At 42.7% G+C, this 17,173-nt stretch carries 17 protein-coding genes and 3 tRNA genes; 7 read left to right on the forward strand and 13 right to left on the reverse strand.

Annotated elements, in window-relative coordinates; translation table 11 throughout:
- Window positions 1-322: 322 nt before the first annotated feature.
- On the reverse strand, window positions 323-1,894 hold the full coding sequence (locus IEX80_RS13660) for a TROVE domain-containing protein (protein WP_176623618.1): 1,572 nt from the start codon (window positions 1,892-1,894) through the stop codon (window positions 323-325).
- A gap of 728 nt (window positions 1,895-2,622) precedes the next feature.
- Here IEX80_RS13660 and IEX80_RS13665 point away from each other — a divergent pair.
- From IEX80_RS13665 to IEX80_RS13675, 3 genes are all read left to right on the forward strand, one after another.
- Window positions 2,623-2,696 (forward strand) — tRNA-Pro (locus IEX80_RS13665).
- A gap of 13 nt (window positions 2,697-2,709) precedes the next feature.
- Window positions 2,710-2,782: transfer RNA gene (locus tag IEX80_RS13670), tRNA-Ile, on the forward strand.
- A gap of 6 nt (window positions 2,783-2,788) precedes the next feature.
- Window positions 2,789-2,862 (forward strand) — tRNA-Cys (locus IEX80_RS13675).
- A 331-nt stretch (window positions 2,863-3,193) separates the two neighbouring features.
- Here IEX80_RS13675 and IEX80_RS13680 read toward each other — a convergent pair.
- On the reverse strand, window positions 3,194-3,358 hold the full coding sequence (locus tag IEX80_RS13680; RefSeq protein WP_176623620.1) for a hypothetical protein: 165 nt from the start codon (window positions 3,356-3,358) through the stop codon (window positions 3,194-3,196).
- Between the two features lie 107 nt (window positions 3,359-3,465).
- On the reverse strand, window positions 3,466-4,257 hold the full coding sequence (locus IEX80_RS13685) for an NIPSNAP family protein (protein WP_188833205.1): 792 nt from the start codon (window positions 4,255-4,257) through the stop codon (window positions 3,466-3,468).
- 191 nt (window positions 4,258-4,448) lie between these two features.
- On the opposite strand from IEX80_RS13685, the gene IEX80_RS13690 reads away from it, so the two are divergent.
- Window positions 4,449-5,135 carry a DUF2461 domain-containing protein gene (locus tag IEX80_RS13690; RefSeq protein WP_188833206.1) on the forward strand — a complete coding sequence of 229 codons (687 nt, stop codon included), beginning with the start codon at window positions 4,449-4,451 and terminating at the stop codon, window positions 5,133-5,135.
- Here IEX80_RS13690 and IEX80_RS13695 read toward each other — a convergent pair whose 3' ends face one another.
- A complete protein-coding gene (locus tag IEX80_RS13695) occupies window positions 5,136-5,456 on the reverse strand; it encodes a hypothetical protein (protein WP_188833207.1) in 321 nt (106 codons plus the stop codon).
- 126 nt (window positions 5,457-5,582) lie between these two features.
- Window positions 5,583-5,738, reverse strand: coding sequence for a lmo0937 family membrane protein (locus IEX80_RS13700; RefSeq protein WP_112652139.1), 156 nt, complete (start codon window positions 5,736-5,738; stop codon window positions 5,583-5,585).
- Window positions 5,739-5,900: 162 nt separating this feature from the next.
- Between IEX80_RS13700 and IEX80_RS13705 the strand changes: the two genes are divergently transcribed.
- Window positions 5,901-6,236: a hypothetical protein gene (locus tag IEX80_RS13705; protein WP_090524273.1), complete on the forward strand. Its 336-nt coding sequence runs from the start codon at window positions 5,901-5,903 to the stop codon at window positions 6,234-6,236.
- An 85-nt stretch (window positions 6,237-6,321) separates the two neighbouring features.
- Here IEX80_RS13705 and IEX80_RS13710 read toward each other — a convergent pair whose 3' ends face one another.
- The 5 genes from IEX80_RS13710 to IEX80_RS13730 all read right to left on the reverse strand — a co-directional run bounded on the left by IEX80_RS13710 (window position 6,322) and on the right by IEX80_RS13730 (window position 11,448).
- Window positions 6,322-7,458: a glycoside hydrolase family 76 protein gene (locus IEX80_RS13710; protein ID WP_229701627.1), complete on the reverse strand. Its 1,137-nt coding sequence runs from the start codon at window positions 7,456-7,458 to the stop codon at window positions 6,322-6,324.
- Window positions 7,459-7,663: 205 nt separating this feature from the next.
- Window positions 7,664-9,112, reverse strand: a complete 1,449-nt coding sequence (locus IEX80_RS13715; RefSeq protein WP_188833208.1) for a tetratricopeptide repeat protein — start codon at window positions 9,110-9,112, stop codon at window positions 7,664-7,666.
- 82 nt (window positions 9,113-9,194) lie between these two features.
- Window positions 9,195-9,374, reverse strand: a complete 180-nt coding sequence (locus IEX80_RS13720) for a hypothetical protein (RefSeq protein WP_188833209.1) — start codon at window positions 9,372-9,374, stop codon at window positions 9,195-9,197.
- Window positions 9,375-9,604: 230 nt separating this feature from the next.
- Window positions 9,605-10,207, reverse strand: a complete 603-nt coding sequence (locus IEX80_RS13725; RefSeq protein ID WP_188833210.1) for an NUDIX hydrolase N-terminal domain-containing protein — start codon at window positions 10,205-10,207, stop codon at window positions 9,605-9,607.
- Between the two features lie 275 nt (window positions 10,208-10,482).
- Window positions 10,483-11,448, reverse strand: a complete 966-nt coding sequence (locus IEX80_RS13730) for a hypothetical protein (RefSeq protein ID WP_188833211.1) — start codon at window positions 11,446-11,448, stop codon at window positions 10,483-10,485.
- A 181-nt stretch (window positions 11,449-11,629) separates the two neighbouring features.
- Here IEX80_RS13730 and IEX80_RS13735 point away from each other — a divergent pair, with 181 nt between their 5' ends.
- Window positions 11,630-12,223, forward strand: a complete 594-nt coding sequence (locus tag IEX80_RS13735; RefSeq protein WP_188833212.1) for a dihydrofolate reductase family protein — start codon at window positions 11,630-11,632, stop codon at window positions 12,221-12,223.
- A gap of 20 nt (window positions 12,224-12,243) precedes the next feature.
- Here IEX80_RS13735 and IEX80_RS13740 read toward each other — a convergent pair whose 3' ends face one another.
- Window positions 12,244-12,987, reverse strand: a complete 744-nt coding sequence (locus IEX80_RS13740) for an AAA family ATPase (RefSeq protein ID WP_176623641.1) — start codon at window positions 12,985-12,987, stop codon at window positions 12,244-12,246.
- A 204-nt stretch (window positions 12,988-13,191) separates the two neighbouring features.
- Window positions 13,192-13,326: a hypothetical protein gene (locus IEX80_RS27920; protein ID WP_262892448.1), complete on the reverse strand. Its 135-nt coding sequence runs from the start codon at window positions 13,324-13,326 to the stop codon at window positions 13,192-13,194.
- Between the two features lie 316 nt (window positions 13,327-13,642).
- On the opposite strand from IEX80_RS27920, the gene IEX80_RS13745 reads away from it, so the two are divergent.
- Window positions 13,643-15,193: a reverse transcriptase domain-containing protein gene (locus tag IEX80_RS13745; protein WP_188833213.1), complete on the forward strand. Its 1,551-nt coding sequence runs from the start codon at window positions 13,643-13,645 to the stop codon at window positions 15,191-15,193.
- Window positions 15,194-15,443: 250 nt separating this feature from the next.
- On the opposite strand, the gene IEX80_RS13750 is transcribed toward IEX80_RS13745, so the two are convergent.
- Window positions 15,444-16,898, reverse strand: a complete 1,455-nt coding sequence (locus tag IEX80_RS13750; RefSeq protein ID WP_188833214.1) for an RtcB family protein — start codon at window positions 16,896-16,898, stop codon at window positions 15,444-15,446.
- Window positions 16,899-17,173: the final 275 nt, after the last annotated feature.

Consider the following 17,173-nt stretch of genomic DNA (forward strand, 5'->3'; position numbering starts at 1 on the left):
GAACCGGCGACACGAAGTAGCGCACATTTACGGCACCTTATTTATTTTCAATATTTTAAAGGAGGGTAAAAATCAATAAGTCTCTTTTTCTCCCGCTCGTAGACAAGCCCGACAACGGGTCCGTGACGAAGTATTACTTATTTACGACACCTCCTTTTATAAAGAGCAAAGGTCGGCAAGAGACTTAGGGGACTTGCATGCGAGGACTCGAACCTCCATCACGGCTTTCGCCACAATGCCCTCCCCATTATTGGCTGCGAAGTAACCCTTGCCTACGGCATCTTTATTTTTTAAATGCAGGGATGTTAGCCTCCCTGCACGTTTATAAATCTATATTGTTAATAATGTTCAGCGCCGAGCTCCCGTTTTCAATTGCTGCTAACACATCAAAAACTTTATCGCTCCAGCCTGCAATTAAATGCACATCGTTTTGCAGTAACTGCAAAGGTACCTGTCCATAGCCCGCCAGGTCAAACAGGTACAGTTTTGCCTGTGGTGCAATGTGTTGTTTGTAGTAAACCCACTGCTCCTGGATATGGTTGCTACCTCCGTTACTGTTCCACAATTGGCAATCGGTAAATAACATTACCTTATCCATTTGTACGCGGCGGGTACTCAGGTCATGGATAACCAGGTAACCATTGGTAGAGTAACCCACTTCACCTTCGCGGCGATAAAACTCCTGCACGTTGCCCAAAATGTTGCCGCGTGGTACAGTAATGGTCTTCCAGCGGTCACCAAACATACCTACCTCCACATTTTTACAACGCGATTGCAGCAGCATCGCCAGCATTAAACCAATATCGTACAATAGTACTTTTGACTTAGCCGAGATCGGTTGCTGCATGGATCCGGACACGTCGCAGGCCAGCAATACACGGGTATTTTCATCAAAACCCCTGATATTGGCTGCGCTTGCCTGTACCGCTTTTTCCAATGCATCCAGCAGTTCTCCGGTGTAGCCTTTGTTGCCAGTTATAGCTGCTTTGGCTGCCCTTGCAATGTTTTGCACCGCCGAGGTTGGCGTTATCAGCTCACGGTAAGCAGCCAGGTAGCGGAATGGAAACTGTTTGGCTTTAGCCACCTGTTCGCCGTCGGCAATGGTTGCGCATACTTTTTTAAAGTGTGCATAGCTTACGCCTGCATCCTGTATATTGCGCAGGTTACGCAGCAAGGCCATATAGCCAACTTTACCGCTATCAATCAGTTCTTCCCATTTGGCGCGGAACGCTATTGCTTTTGCTTCAGCACTGTCAAAATTCAGCTGACCAAGGGCCGAGAGTTCTGTTTCCCAAGTGTAAGGCGTTTGCAGCTCGTTTGTGGCTATCTTGTTAAAGATCAACTGCTGCAGCTCATCTTTAGCACGTGGGTGCACCAGGAACAAAGCGTCGCGCATTTTAATAGCGCCATCGCGGTTATATTTAGCAAACTGGTATTCGTCAAAGCGGTTAAAAGCCTGTGATAAACCTTTTTGCATTTGCTTTGACAAGCGGTTGAGCTTTTTAGTGCCCTTACGCTGGTTTAATGTTTCGTAGCAGGCCAGCAGCTCGGTGATCTCATCTGCGCGACCGATAACCCCGTCGGTAACCCGGGCAACCAGATCGTTGCCCGAGTGCAGCTTAGCCAATTCGGTAACCAGCACCAGCGGTACCGAACGCATATACATTTTGGTACGTGCATAAACTGCCAGTTTACCAACAAATACCGGGTTGCATTTAGCTATCAAATTACGCAGGCGCTCCATACGTGCCTGGTCTTTTTCATAAAAGGTGTCGTTTAAGCTCCAGGTTACTACCGTGGTGTACAATTCCAGTTCGGCACTCATGGTAAAGGCTTTTGCACCTTCATGGTTTACCGTTTTGGTTTTTACTCTGCTTAACAGGTTGAATTTCATTTTGAACCTCCTTTATTTTGTTTTGTTGATACAAAGGTTAGAGGCTACTGCGCAGTGTATTTGCGCAGTGAAAAATATTTTTATTTTTTTTGAATTTATTATTACGCTGGGCAGTTGTTAGCTTCTTACAACCTTAAAAAAGTGGGCATAAACGAAGAATATTTTAGGTTTTCAACTTTCGGTGCGCAAGCCAGCGTTAGGGATTGTAGTGTAAAGCCCACAGCGAGGGGTGAATTGTGGGTCGGAAAGGCGAGGACTTGCAACGGAAAGCCCGGGCCGTAGGCAACGCCATTGTCCGAATCAGAATTTACATAATTTGAGAATTGACTGAATGCTAAACTAATTGAAAAAGATCTTAATCCCTTAATTGGGAGATGATATAAACAAATCCGAAACCGAAAATTCCAAAAATTCCAAATCCGAAATCAATTATGGCGTTACCTGCGGCCCGCGCTATACGCTCATACTGCACAGGTATTAGCCACATTGGCCGGTATCCGCTACTATCGCTAACGCGGAGCTTGGGGTAATTGAAAAAAAAATATTTTTCATAATTATTTTTTAATTTAAATATTGTTTGTATAATTGCATCATGAAAACAACAATATGTATACAGTGTCCATCACCCATACTGATTTATCAGAGGAGATAGCTGTGTATATATAGTAAGTATATAACAACATTAAAAAATCCTCTTAGATAAAAACTAAGGGGATTTTTTGCTTTACAGGGTAGTATATCAATTGGTCAGATTACCACATTTGGGATGTGGAGGCTCCCGGTTCAAGTTCGGGTTACCCTACTGATTTACAGCTGGAAATATAGCTCAATGGTAAGAGCAGCACCCTTATACGGTGTCGGTTAAAGGTTCAAGTCCTTTTATTTCCACAACATGGCCGGTTGCCCGAGTGGTTCAAGGGAGTCCTCTGCAAAAGGAATGTCCGCAAGTTCGAATCTTGTACCGGCCTCTTTTATTTTTGCCTGCGTAATAGCATTACGCCCGGGCCTTAACTTTCATAATCCCGGCGCAGAGCCGGGTATGGATAACTATTGTTTTTACTTATTTAATAGTATTTTTTATGATATTTGCTGAGTATTTCTTAGCTTCTGTGATAGTTGATGGAAGTTATAAGTCTCAATAAGAATTGCGCACCTTTGGCCTTTCTCAAAACCAGGGGCTTTTGATCTTAATTAAGGCAATATCTATTTAAAACAAACGTTGAGACAGGCAGTAGAGAAATTAAGGGGGAATATGGTTTTGGAAAGGCTTAATATTTCCTCGTCAAATACATCCACAGATTATTTGCTGATAACTGGTTTATGTACTATCGAAGTCTTGCTCATGGTTTGTTGTATCTTGTACAAACGGGTGGCCATTTGAAAACGCTCTTTATAACCTCGTTTCAAGCCTTCTTTCAGAAGTTCAATCTCAGCCTCACTGAGTGTTTGCCTGTTTGCCTCCATATCGTGGCTAATAAATTTATGAAAAATAAGCTGTATGATGAAATTCGAAAAGGCCGTTGATAAGCAAGACTTACGAAGTTTCCAAAACTTCGTAAGTCTGTAAAAAATTAAATCTGTGAGTAAGGTGTTGGCATCAGCATAGTTGACGTTATTTTGCTCACCAGCAGCGCATCGGCATATTCGGGCATAGCGCTGATTTTTTTCCATTGCGGATCACTACCAAAAGCTTTCCAGTGAGCATTCTTGGCATCAAGATCATCAAAGGTGATCATATAGGTAAGATTAGGCCTTTGTGAACCTATTACGGTTTCACCCCAAAAAACGGGCTTGAAACCGAGGCGTTTAAATACATCTATTTCGCCTTCGTCATTAAACATTTCAATTTTCTTTTTACCTGCGGCTTCAGTTGCGCTTTGATACTGCCTCAACTCAAAGATCCTCGTTTTATTTTCGGGTGCTTCCAGGTGCGGCATGTGTACAAACGCTTTTAACAAAGAGCTTTCTATCCGTTCATAAGCCGGGGCAGCGGCCGGGGCATTAAGATAAGCAGCGCCTTTGGCCTGCAGTTCTGCATCGCCGGCGAAACTATCGGTCACTGCTGCGAAATGGGCAAGACTGTTAAACTGCACCAGCACAAAAAGCCTGGTTTGGCCTTCGTGCTTCATTTCGGTAAATACGCCTACATGTTTTACACCTAACCGGTTGAAGGCAGGGATAGCAGTATCTTTCAGGAAATCCTCTACCAGTTTTTGCTGTTCCGAATTTTTAAGGTTGTATACCCTTAGTTCATAGTATTCGGCAGCTTTGGGGGAAGTTTCTGTAGCTTTGCTCATGGCAGGTAAAACAGTTGCGGTTACACCGGTTAACAGGGTTGATTTAACAAAGGAGCGCCTTTTCATAGCAGGTTTGATTGTTTGGCTAAGATAGGTTTTTCGGCAAAAAACAAGTGTCACATTTTTGTTTTGAGGGGAAATCCGGTGCTTAAGCATCATCCGAATGTATTATTAAACAGTGCAGGCGGATTCGATTTTGGACAGCCTGCAAATTTCTCTAATTTGGCTTTCCTGCTTTTTGCAGATTATTTTTAATTATGAGCCAGCTAATACTACCCGCCTCCACTTTTGATTTTATGAGGCAACTGAAACAGAACAATAACCGCGACTGGTTTGCCCAACATAAAGAGGCATATCAACAGCAGCTTGAACTGGTGGAGGCTTTTACTGTCGGGCTACTGAACCTGCTCAATACGCATGACGTTATCGAAACGCCCAACGCAAAAAAGGCCCTGCACCGCATTTATCGGGATATCCGTTTTTCAAAAGATAAAACGCCTTTTAAAACTAACTGGAGCGGGAATTTTAAACGGGCGGGAAAGCACCGCCGCGGCGGTTATTATTTTCACCTGGAACCGGGTAATACATTTATAGCAGGTGGCTTTTGGGCTCCGGATACGCCCGATCTTAAGCGGATCCGCGATGATATCGCTTTTGATGCCTCGCCGTTGAAGCAAATCATCGGCAGTAAGGAGTTTACAAAAACTTTTGGTGTTTTGGAAGGCGAACAGCTGAAAACAGCCCCCCAAGGTTATGCTGCAGATCATGAAGCTATTGAGCTGTTGCGTTATAAACAGTTTTTAGTAAGACGGCGCTTTACCGATGAGGAGGCTTTACGCCCGGATTTCATCATAAAAGCTTCTGATACTTTTAAGAATATGCGCCCCTTTTTTGATTATATGAGCGATGTGCTCACTGCAAATGTAAACGGCGAGGAAGATTAACTATTCGTGCCTCGTTGAGCCGTCATTAGCCTCGGTGATCTTGCTGAGGTTGTAATGCATCTGCCCGTTATGTTCTTCGCCTTTAATAAGACCTTTATTGTAAAGGCTGACAAGGGTGGTTTTAACCAGCGCGGCGACCTGTTCGTTCACAACGCCGGGCTGCAGGGTTTCCAGTTCTTTCAGTACACTATCCGCCGTACCTTCGCCAATTTGTGCCAGCGCATATATGGCTTTATTTTGCTGGGTATCCAGTGGGTCAAAATGTGAGGGGATGTGCAGTGGTTTATATTCTTCCCTGAATTCTTCGTCGCTTAATGTCATCGTCGTAAAGCTTATAGTAACACTAAACAAACGTTATGAAAGTTTGTGTGATATTTTTAGCTTAAATCCAAAACAATAAACGCGGGCTTGCGGCCCGCGTTCTGTTTTCTTATAGAAAAATAGTTTTTAAACTGTTGAAGGGCTTCTGATAATGCCAAGCAAAAATGAAATTACGGCAATTACCAATAAAGCATGAATTAAACCTGTTGCCGAATAGGCAAACACACTGATCGCCCATCCTATTATCAGGATAACTGCGATGATATACAATAATGATCTCATAGTTTGATGTATTTAGTTTGTTATATATAACACTTTAAAAATCGTGCCATAATTCAATCTTTATTGAAAAATATTATTTATATTGAAAGTAAATTAATTTTATCGAAATAAGGATTATGGCATCTCTCTTGCTATATCTTGATGCTGCACTTAACGCTACATATGAAACCATTCTTTATTACTATAGCTAAAAATTTAACTCTTCTTATAATACCGGACAGTGATGCCCATGCAGACGGTCACCCGGTGTTAACCTATACTTATAGTATTTATCGCCGCGATAAATCAACTTTAGGCAAGCTTAACCAGCCTGATAAGCTTTTGCAGGTAAATAAAAAGAATAATCCCGATTACCTGGGGTATATTACTTTTGAGCAACCCGGAAAAGTTTTTAGTTACGTTGCCGACGGCGAAAATGAGCTATCGCCCGATGAGGTACTGGAAGTGATTGAGGAGATCAATCATTTCAGGGATACGCCGCAATTGTGGATTATTTAAATTATGTATAAACGCGGACAAACGCGAATGCGCTAAATGATTTTTAGCGCATTCGTGTTTTGTGGGAAATAGCAGAGCGTAATGCTTATTTCTTAGTTGGAGGTATCAACTGCATAAAAGTTACAATGCTGCTGGCCTCATATGATTGAATATCGCCGGTTGGGGTAGGCACGGCGTAATTACGATAAGTAAGGTTCCTGCCATCGCGGTTTTTCCAGCCGGTGTTAACGTTGGTTTGGATCCAGCTCAGGTATTGACTCTGGGCACCCTCGTTGATCAGTTGCACTATATATTGCGCGAAAATAGCTTTCAGAACACCCTGTTCGTTAAAATCCCCTTCGGCAGGTAATATACCGTTGGTGCACATATTGTTTTTTACATAATCGGCATATAGTTTGGCGTCGTTAAGGTAAGCTGCATCGTTGGTTTGTTTGTATAAGGCCATGGCTGCACCAATAGCGGTACCAGAATTATAGGTATAGTCCTGACCACCCGGAGGGTTGTTGCCTATTTTGTTATCGTTCACTTTGCCCGATGCATCCACCAAATTAGTTTTCGACCAGGCATAGATAGACTTGGCCTTATTAAGATAAGAGACATCCTTAGTGATATTATACAATTTCATAGCTGCTATAACGGTAGGGAAGTTGATACATGAGTTTTTTCCGCTGTGCTGAAAATCCCAGAACATGCCGCCATCTATAGGGTCATATGATCCGTTCCAAACCCTGTCGAACCCTGCTTTTGCCTTTTCAAGATAGGTAGCATTGCCTGTAAGCTGGTTGGCGCGGGCCAGTGCAATAACCCACCACATCATATCGTCGTAAATAAACCAAACGGTAGTGTTGTTCCAGTTGTAGCCGTCGTAATGATTGTAGTTGCCCTGATATATGTCGGCTATTTTGGTAAGCTGGGTGGGAGCTTTGGTTCGTTCATATACGTTCATGGCCATGTCCCAGTAAATGGCTTGTGTCCAGATGGCAGCTACGCCCCCTTTTTTTGTGGTGCTGAAGTATAGTTTATTGTTTGGATCGTAAAAGGCATTATTAAAGGCTGCGTAAGCAAGATCGGCATCGGCGCTGCTAAAGCCGGTACTGTTATCGGTTGGGGTAGTCGTATTCGTATCAGGCTTCGATGCAGCGGGTGTAACTTCTTTGCCCTTACCGCAGCTTACCATGGTAATAAACAAACTCAGGGCTAAAAAGCAGATTGGTTTTTTCATAATTATAAATGTTGGTTGATAACGGGTTTGGCTATAGTTGGTGGTGTAATAAGGTTTTTAATTACTGGTTAATTGATCGCCGGCGAAGCAATTATAGGCTAAAAAATGTATGTTGACTAAGGTTTTAACCAACAAAAAATCGTTAACCCAATTTTTAACCGTGATTTTAACCGGGGGAGTAATGTGGCGAAAAATAAGATTGTATCTACCCTTGTGCAGGTTTACGCTTTGCTGCAGCCGCTTTACTTCCCTTTTTCTCTGGCGACGGTACAGGTACCGGCGTGTTGTTAGCCGGAGGATGCTGACGCTGATGTCCGTGCACCAGTCGCTCGTGCATAAAATGGGTGAGCTTGTGGTGAAAAGGTACCAATACAGAAGCCAGGCATACCAGGATCACCAGTTCAAGTACGGGTAAATGGTTACTGATGCGTTGCACAAAAGGATGAATAAACAGGGTAAGAAACTCAAATGCCAGTAAAAGTGCCAATACACTCATAAATTCTATCACCTTGCGATGGGTTCGGCTTTTGCTTAGGAGCAATACAATCAGGAAAAACGTGGGGATAAACACAGCGATGCCTACCATTTGCAGATTAACAATGCGCGCTTCTTCTTCGCGGTGCTTCTCTTCGGCAATTTCTTCCTGCCGGGCGGCCTCGTTAAAGCTCAGCGTTTGGATCTGCCTTATTTTTTCGGCATTAAACATACTGTCTTTTGCGGCTATGGAGGTTTTTAGATATTGCAGCTCGAGATGATCGTTTTTGCCGCGATAGGCACCGGTAAGCAGGTTGCCGGCATGAAAAATCCCTTCAGGATATAACGCGGCTTTTGCGGCATTAAGGGCCAGCGTTGCATAATAGATACTTGAATCGGCCATGCCTTTTTGCTTATAGAGTTGCGCTACGCTGTTATAGCTGTCGGCAAGGCTGTTTTGGTCGTTTACTTTTGCAGCATAACTTATACTCACCCGGTAATAATCAAGCGCCAGGGCGGTGTGCCCCATTTTATAGTTGATATCGCCTAAAATGGATAAGGTGTTTGGCATGGTAGCCGTATCTTTTAACGTCTGCTTTATGGTGTAAGCCTGCATCTCATAGTTTAAAGCTGAATCAACCTTGTTAAGCTTGATGTAACAGTTGCCGATATTGGCCAGGATAATTCCCAGGCGTGCTGTTTCATGCAGTTCTTCGGCAACAGCTTTAGCCTTAAAATGGTAGGATAAAGCTTTTACATTATCCAATTGGTCGGAATAAACAATGCCTATGTCGCTCAAACTTTTTAAAATACCCAGACGGTCGTTAATTTCTTCGCGTATTTTTAGTGAGTTGAGTAAAAAAGAAAGGGCCTGGTCATATTTGCCATTTTTCCATAAAACCACACCCAGGCGGTTCATGCAATCGGCCTCGCCTTTTTTGAACGAAAATTTGCGGGCCAGCTCAAGCCCCTGCTGCGCATAAATCAGCGCGCTATCTGGCCGGGTAGCCTGCAATTGTAAACTTAACCGGCGTAAAGGTTCAACACCTGCGGTATCATTTTTATGCCGGGCCGCTTGTATCTTTAATTGGTTTAGTACGTTTTTTTGAGCATAGGTATCCGGGGCGATGCCGGTTAAAAGGCATAAGCAAACCATTCCCTTTAGTATGTGGTTTAGCATAAATTATAAAATAAAACAAAGTCCCCATCTTAGGAAGGGGATAGATATACAGGGCAATGGTACCAGCCGGATAAAACAGTTATTAACTATCTATCGATGGTTCTTCAGTTGCATCATCCGGGTCGGGCGAAGCTACAAATCCCTCGGCGGCTTCATCTTCGGGCTCAGCGCCTGTTTCATTATCAGCAAATCCCATTGAAGTATTTTTGTCCCTAAAACCCATAGAGGTGTTTTTGTCGAATGCTTTGGTTGATGTACTCATGGCTTTAATGTTTAAAAATCAGTTTGAGTTCAGTTAATTGCTAAGCGAGCAGTATATAAATATACATTTATATTTTGCTGATGGTCAAATATTTACGCATTATGTGAAATGCTGTGCTATTTTATGCGGGGTATTTGCCCGTTTAGCTGAATGTTGTAAAATGAGACTGAAAAAAGATGAAGGAATCAGCTCATACAGGAGGAGGAATGAAAGTGAAGAAATAAGTTTGTTTACATTTGCGATAAGGCTTTTTTTCGATGAAGTAAGGCCTCTTTTACATATTCCCCGTGGTTTTTATGCCAGCTGGTTATTTCGGCCGGATCAACAAATTTTATTTCGAGGCTTTCTATGGATGTTTCGATATTGCCGCTAACGTATTTGCATAAATAAAGCACTACTACCGAACTATGAGGCTGCTGAAATTGCCCGGCGGGGATAGCGAAGAATTTAATGATCTCAACCGGTTCAACAATTAGCCGGGCCTCTTCCCAAAACTCACGTTTCATGGCTGTTTCCGGGTCTTCGCCAACGTCGACCCAACCGCCGGGCAATCCCCATAAAAAATCGTCGCTGCGGTGTTCAACCAGCAGGCGGCCATTGTCATCAAACAAGATACCGTTAACGCCTACTTTGGGTGTGGCATATCCCAGATCGTTACGAAAGCGTTCTTTTAAAACTTCGGTTTCCAGGCCGGTAAATTCGCTGTACTCCTGTGTGGCTATATCAAGCAGCTTTTGATAGCGCTCCATATCGAAAGGGCTTTTGGTATACCTGATCCCGGTTTGCGCCAAGGCATAGATGTTTTCGAGCAGATCGATATAGTTCTTTTTCATATGATGCCTGCAATATAATTAACAGCTGATATAACCGGGGTAAAGAAATTATAAAATCTTTGTTTAAAGATGTTTGTAAAGGGGAAATTTGTAATTTAAATATGAGGAATATTTCTACTGTTTGATTCTTGATGAAGTTGGATTCATAGATGTACGAGTTCGAATCTCGTCGGGAGCACACCTTAAAGATACCCAGGTGCTTCATAAATGTTAATTCTTGCCTCTTGAGAGTTCGAGTCTCTCTTCGGCCTCACAAAACTCCATTGCCATTTATATTACTGATCCTTTTTTGTACTAAATAATTTACCGATAGTTCTATTGAGCTTTTCAATTAAGTTAGGCCGAGGTTGTACGGAGTCGAAAAAGCCTGCGCTAAATTTTATATCGTTGTTTTCGTTTAATAACTTTCCCGCAAATCCAACAGGATCAAAGTTTTTCGAGGGCTTGATCAGGCCATTGAAGGCAATTTTGATCTGTTCGGGAGTCATAGCTAATTGGTCAGTATTAATATTAGCAAGTTCTAAGGCTCCAATGTAACCAAAGTCTCCCATTTTAAAACTATATCCATTCCATTTGCCTTGACATTGTTCCCACAACCCAAATTCGCTGTTGTCGATAATTATCGCTTTATGAACTGTATCTATTATTAAGGTCACAAATACTTTGTCTTCTTCTTCTTTTGGCAGTGGATACTCTTTTTTATGTAATAAAATATCCACAACAGCTTCTCCAAAGTTTAATATACCAGCTAAAGAAACATTTCCTAATTGAGTTGTATGTGTTGCAATTGGTGTTATAATTATTATGGTATTGCCAAATTCGCCAACTTTATCATTAATTACCTCATCTGCCGTGTTTATTAATAGAGGAAATTGCTTTTGCTGTGAAATATAATCGATATTTAAAATCTGTTCGATATCATACATTTTGTTGTAAAGTAAATTTACTGACCAATTTTTCCATTTGCCTTGAAGGTTCTTTAAGTAAAAACTGGTTGCTGATGTTGTGCCGAATTCTAAACTCCAGAAATAGAGTGTCTTTTTATCGATATTAACAATTACAAATCCTTCTACCCAAACTTCATCCAGGAATACAGTCACCACCTTACACGATCTTACAAAATTTATAAAGCGCTTTTCTCCAAGATAAAGATCAGAGGTTATACAATTAGCTCTCCAATGGTTATAATAAATAGTTTGCAGGGAGTTTTCAATAAGTATATAATTTGCTCTTTGACCCATTTATGATTGGTACAGTTTATATAAAGCTACAGTTTTCTGGTAATCCTTTATAAAAGAATGCATCATTTTCTGTCGCATTCGCCCTATCATTTGTCGCATCTGAACCGCAGGTATTATAGGCTTATTATGGAGATTTGTATCATCACAAAAACAATAAGTTAAACATCAAATTAAAATCCTTATGAGAAAGATAATCGTTTTAACATTCATGAGTTTAGATAGCGTAATGCAGGCACCGGGCGGCCCGGAAGAAGATCAATCAGGCAGTTTTAAATATGGCGGCTGGTCGGCACCTTTTATGGATGAGGTTTCTGGTAAACTCATGCAGCAGCAGATGGAAGCCACAGACATTCTGCTGGGCCGGAAAACGTTCGACATTTTTGAGGAGTATTGGCCTAAGCATGCAGATTATTGGCCTGGTATTAATGAGGTAACAAAATATGTGCTATCCAATACAAAGGATAAATCCGATTGGAACAACAGCGTGTTCCTTACAAGTGTAGATGATATTAAAAAACTGAAAGATTCAGAAGGTTCGGACATCAAAGTCTGGGGCAGCGGGGAACTGGTTAAGCTGTTACTGAAACATGACCTGGTAGACGAGCTTTGGCTTAAAATATACCCGGTACTGCTTGGCAAAGGAAAAACCATATTCAGTGAGGACACCGTGCCTACTACTTTGGAGGTAACAGAAAGCACCGTTACACCAAGCGGAGTGATCTTTGTTAATTACAAACGCGCCGGGGAGGTTAAGACCGGTAATATGGGAGCTTAAAAGATTTTGGAGGCAGTTGCTCATTCCCCAAAAAGGATCCGCGTCATTTCCTCATAATTATTCAGGAAATGTTTGGTAACCATATAATGCTCCGTTTCTTCGTAACGAATCTGTTTTATGCCCGAATCGTCTAACTGGTAAATGGTCGCACCCGGGTAGGCTAATAAAATGGGGGAGTGGGTGGCTATAATGAACTGTGAGTTTTCATTCACGAGCGTATTGATGAGCGAGAGTGCCGCCATCTGCCTGTTTGGCGATAATGCGGCCTCTGGCTCATCAAATATGTAAAGCCCGTTGCCGGTAAGCCTATTGGTTAGCGTAGCCATGAACGATTCGCCGTGTGAGCATTCATGAAGCGACCTTACTCCGTATTGCCGTTCAAACCTGCCTTTGTCGTTTTCATAAACATTTTCCATATAGGTGGCTACGTTATAAAAGCTTTCGGCCCGAAGAAAGAAATGATCGGTTGGCTTTTTGTAGCTTTTTATACCGGTTAAATAATTGAAAAGTTGCGACGAATTATTATGCGTTTGAAACTGCGCGTTTTTTGAGCCTCCCTCGATACTGAAACCCATATGCAAAGCGATGGCCTCTACCAGCGTTGATTTCCCCGAACCATTTTCGCCAATGATAAAAGTAACATCGCGATGGAACTTTAATGACTTTAGGCTTCTGATGGAAGGGATGTGAAATGGATAGGCATCAAAAGATGGTACCGTATCGCGTTTCAGTTGAATCTCCTGAAGAAAAGGTTTAGCTTCCATGTGTGATAAAAATAGTGATTGGGATATATGTAGACACAGTCTATATGCATACGGATAATGAAGTCAAGAATTCGGATCTCTACTATGGCACAAAAGCACTATATTACTCTATATTGTTTATAACTAAGCTCGATGTTGAAAAATACAGGCTAAAAATAGTCACAGCTCTTGTTACCTTTATAACGCCCAAGGGGGTCGCAATGATCAGGCCGCGGGGAAACGATTAAAGTTAAGCAATTTCTTGGTCAGAAGCAAGGCAATAATGGCTAAGTTCAGGTAATACTGATGCGCCGCGATGCTGTGTGAAGCTTCATTCGTTAAGATGTGTTTAGCAATCATAGTAATTATGTGTTTAAAAATGCTCCGCTGGAAACAGTAAAACCGAAGGGGTCTCTAAGCAGAAACTCGAAGTCCGGGAGGTGAAAATGGTTCAGTCAAACCGTAAAATGACCCGGAGGATTTTATTAGAACGCTGGTAAGATCTGTAAGTGCCGACAGAATTTTTTGTTGGCCAAGTGTGGAAAAGGTAGGAAGGGGTGCAAGTCCCCGGTGATCGGAGCGGTCATTTACCTCGCAGTGCTCAGACATTGTGCGTTAGCCGGAAAATGAAGACTGATGGTATTTTCCGGCTAACGTCCCATTAAAAGAACAACTCATGTCATTCGATCCCATTATATGGTCAGAATTTGAAGTAAAGGCAAGAGAATCTTCCCCGAAAAAGTATGTTCATTTCGATAGGCCGATCAATATCGAACCAGCTCTCATACAACTTAAAGCCCTACTGCAAGACATTTCCGGCCGTGGTATCGCTAAACACTCCTTTCTTCCTTTTTTAAAAGTTATCATCAAAACGCCTCGTTTTCGCTATGAAGATGAATTGGGTAAGTACGCTCTTAAAACCAAAGAGCGGCCCATTTCATTTGCTGCACATTTTGATGCGCTCATTATCGGCTATTTTGACCTGTTGCTAAAAAGACGTTATCAGACTTACATACGCGCGGGCGGATTTTCTGAAAGTATACTGGCTTATAGGGATGATTTAGACGGGAACTGCAATATTCAGTTCGCTAAGGAAATCTTTGACCAGATCTCCAACCATTCGAAGCCAAACGAACTATACTCAGCTATTGGTTTCGATATCAAAGGCTATTTTGATACTATTCCGCACGAAGAATTGAAAAGGCATTGGTGTACCGTGCTGGGCGGGTCGCAATTAGACGCCAATACATTTGCTGTTTTCAAAGCGTTGACAGCCTATAGCTATACTTATGCTGATTCTTTGAAAAAGCATTTTAACTATGGTCGAGTGCCCAAAGGTAAATGCCTCTTGGATATGATACCAGTAGCAATGACCGTTGGCAAGAGCAGGCACGATGCGTTTGATTATTTACGGAGCAGGAACCTTATTGTCAGAAATCAAGCAGTATTAAAAATCGATGATGCCAATCATCCATTGGGTATCGGATCATTGTCGATCGGCATTCCGCAAGGTTCGCCGATCAGTGCGACCCTATCCAATGTTTACCTGCTACAATTTGATCTGCATATGAGCAATCTTTGCCGTAATATGAATAGTTTCTACCGACGTTATTGTGACGATATCCTAATCGTTTGCAAAACTAAGGATAAGGTTTATCTACATAACAAACTATGTGAGCAGATTCGATTTCATGGTTTGACAATACAATCGAAAAAGACGGAGATTATCGACTTTCGTTTTGTAAAAAAAGAACTCCGGTCATTCGATGGCGCATTAGGGGCTTTACGTGAAAAAAATAAAAAACTACAATACCTGGGATTTGAATTTGACGGACAACGGGTTTATATCAGGCCTGGAAGTTTATCCGCTTATTTCAGGAAAATGAAAGCGGGTATTCGTAATACTCTCATAAAAGCCTATGGTAAGCATTCCAATGGTCCAAAGCTGTTGACAAAGGGCCTATTTGATAAATACAGCCATGTTGGCCGCAATAATTTCGTAACGTATGCTTATCGCGCCGCATCAATCAGTTACGGGCGGGGAGTTAGAGCGAAACAGGGATTTAACTCACCTGAGATTAAAAAACAACTTTCCAGGCATTTCCGCATCCTGCAAAGTGAGATCAAAAAGGAAAATGAGCAGCGCTATGCACTTAAGCAAAAGGAAATTCTACACAAGATCCCAAAAGGAAAAAAAAGGAAAATTCCGGTAAAAAGAGTTTTGTGATGGTTTGTAAAACATTTTCTCTCAAGCCACTATTCTTAACTACGGATATTGTGCGTATAGTACTCCGCTCTCGTAGGCGTGCCCACTTATGGGTATTATGCTAAGCCGATATGGTTGTCTTTCGTGAAGATTACCTAAAAGCGAGCCACAAGCGGAGACGCCTGCGGCCTGTGATCAGGAACTTTAATTGTCTGTAAATGTAAGTTCTAATTTTAGCTTCAAACTCCCCCTTTAGGGGGCCGGGGGGCGTCTAGTCCTCCGGCTTTTCCTTAGCATCAGCCATCCGCACTATCCTCGGCTGAAAGCTCGCCAGTACATCAACCAGATCATGTTGGGCGGCCATCACGGCATGGATATCCTTGTACACCATCGGGGCTTCGTCAAGGTCACTTCCCATCAGGGTGATGCGTTTATCTACCAGGTTAGCGGCAACCGCTTTTGGATCCACGGTTTTAAAGGCGGCGCTTCGACTCATTAAACGGCCTGCACCATGCGATGCCGAGTTGATGGATGCAGCATCACCCTTACCACGTACCACAAACCCAGGTGTGCTCATGCTGCCGGGAATGATCCCAAGTACACCTTCACCTGCCGGTGTTGCGCCTTTTCGGTGAACCATTACTTCGGTACCATCGGCAAGCTGCTCTTTCCAGGCAAAGTTGTGGTGATTTTCTATCATCATTACCGGTTTAAGGTTAAGCGCACGTGCTATTTTATTATGGATCTCGTGGTGGTTGGCACTGGCATAATCGCCGGCAAGGTTCATGGCAATCCAGTATTCCTGCCCCTCGTCATTATCTAAATTTAACCATGCCAAATGTTTGGCTTCATGCGGAAGCTTGGTTTTGCTCATAGCAATTTTTGAGTAATGATCGGCAATGCTCCCACCAAACCCGCGTGAGCCCGAGTGCGATAACAAAGCCAGGTAACTACCTGTCGGGATGCCTTCGAGGGTATCTTCGGCAACGGTAAGCTCACCCCATTCAACAAAGTGGTTGCCGGTACCTGAAGTTCCCAATTGGGCATAAGCCTTATTCTTCAGGTTCCGGATTGTCTTGGTTTCGCTCCATACAGGGCTGTCGAACAGCGAGGTATCAAAATGCGTTTTGGTAACCCCGCCAATCCCAAAGTTGGTATGATCAAGCAAAAGGCCTTTAAGCATGTCGGTTTCGGTATCAACTACACCGGCAGGCAAATCAAAAATGCTCAGGCACATGCGGCAGGCAATATCTACCCCAACGGCAAAGGGGATGATGGTATTGGCAGTTGTAGCCAGTACGCCTCCAATAGGCAAGCCGTAACCCTGGTGCGCATCGGGCATTAAAGCGCCTGCTACGGCTATGGGTAATTTAACCGCGGTTTTCATCTGCGCAAGCGCACCCACTTCAATATGCTCAAGGCCGTAAACCGGGAAATCGGCAATTTCCTGTTTCAGGGCAAAATTGGTTCGCGGCTGTTTCAAAAATTTTCCTTCTTTTCGTAAGTCGATTACCGCTTCGGCCAGGTTCTTGAACTTACCGCCTTTTTTAAGGGCGTAAGGCATCGGGTCGTCAATAAGGGCTTCCAGGTTGGCCAGGATCTGCTCCTTATCCATTACACCGTGTTTTAACAGGCCATTGGCCACACGGCTAAAGTTCTCTAATATCTTTACGTCGTTAATACCTAATGAGGTTAATTCGTTGTTGCTTATTTTTATCTTTTCCATAGCGCTCCTGAACCTCCGCCAATTGGCGGAGGGGTTTCTTAATTAGCTGCTTTTGTTATTTAACGATACAAAGTAAAATTGCAACTGCGCAATGTATTTGCGCAGTAAAAAATAATTTAATAATATTATAAAAAAAATGAGGAGTTGGTATTTAATCCGCTATTCATTATTAAGACCGTCATTGCGAGGTACGAAGCAATCCCCAATAGGTAGAGCAGCTATGCAGATCTCCCTGTAAAGTTTGGGATTGCTTCGTACCTCGCAATGACGGGTGT

Source organism: Mucilaginibacter rubeus, assembly GCF_014643835.1.
Classification (GTDB): domain Bacteria; phylum Bacteroidota; class Bacteroidia; order Sphingobacteriales; family Sphingobacteriaceae; genus Mucilaginibacter; species Mucilaginibacter rubeus.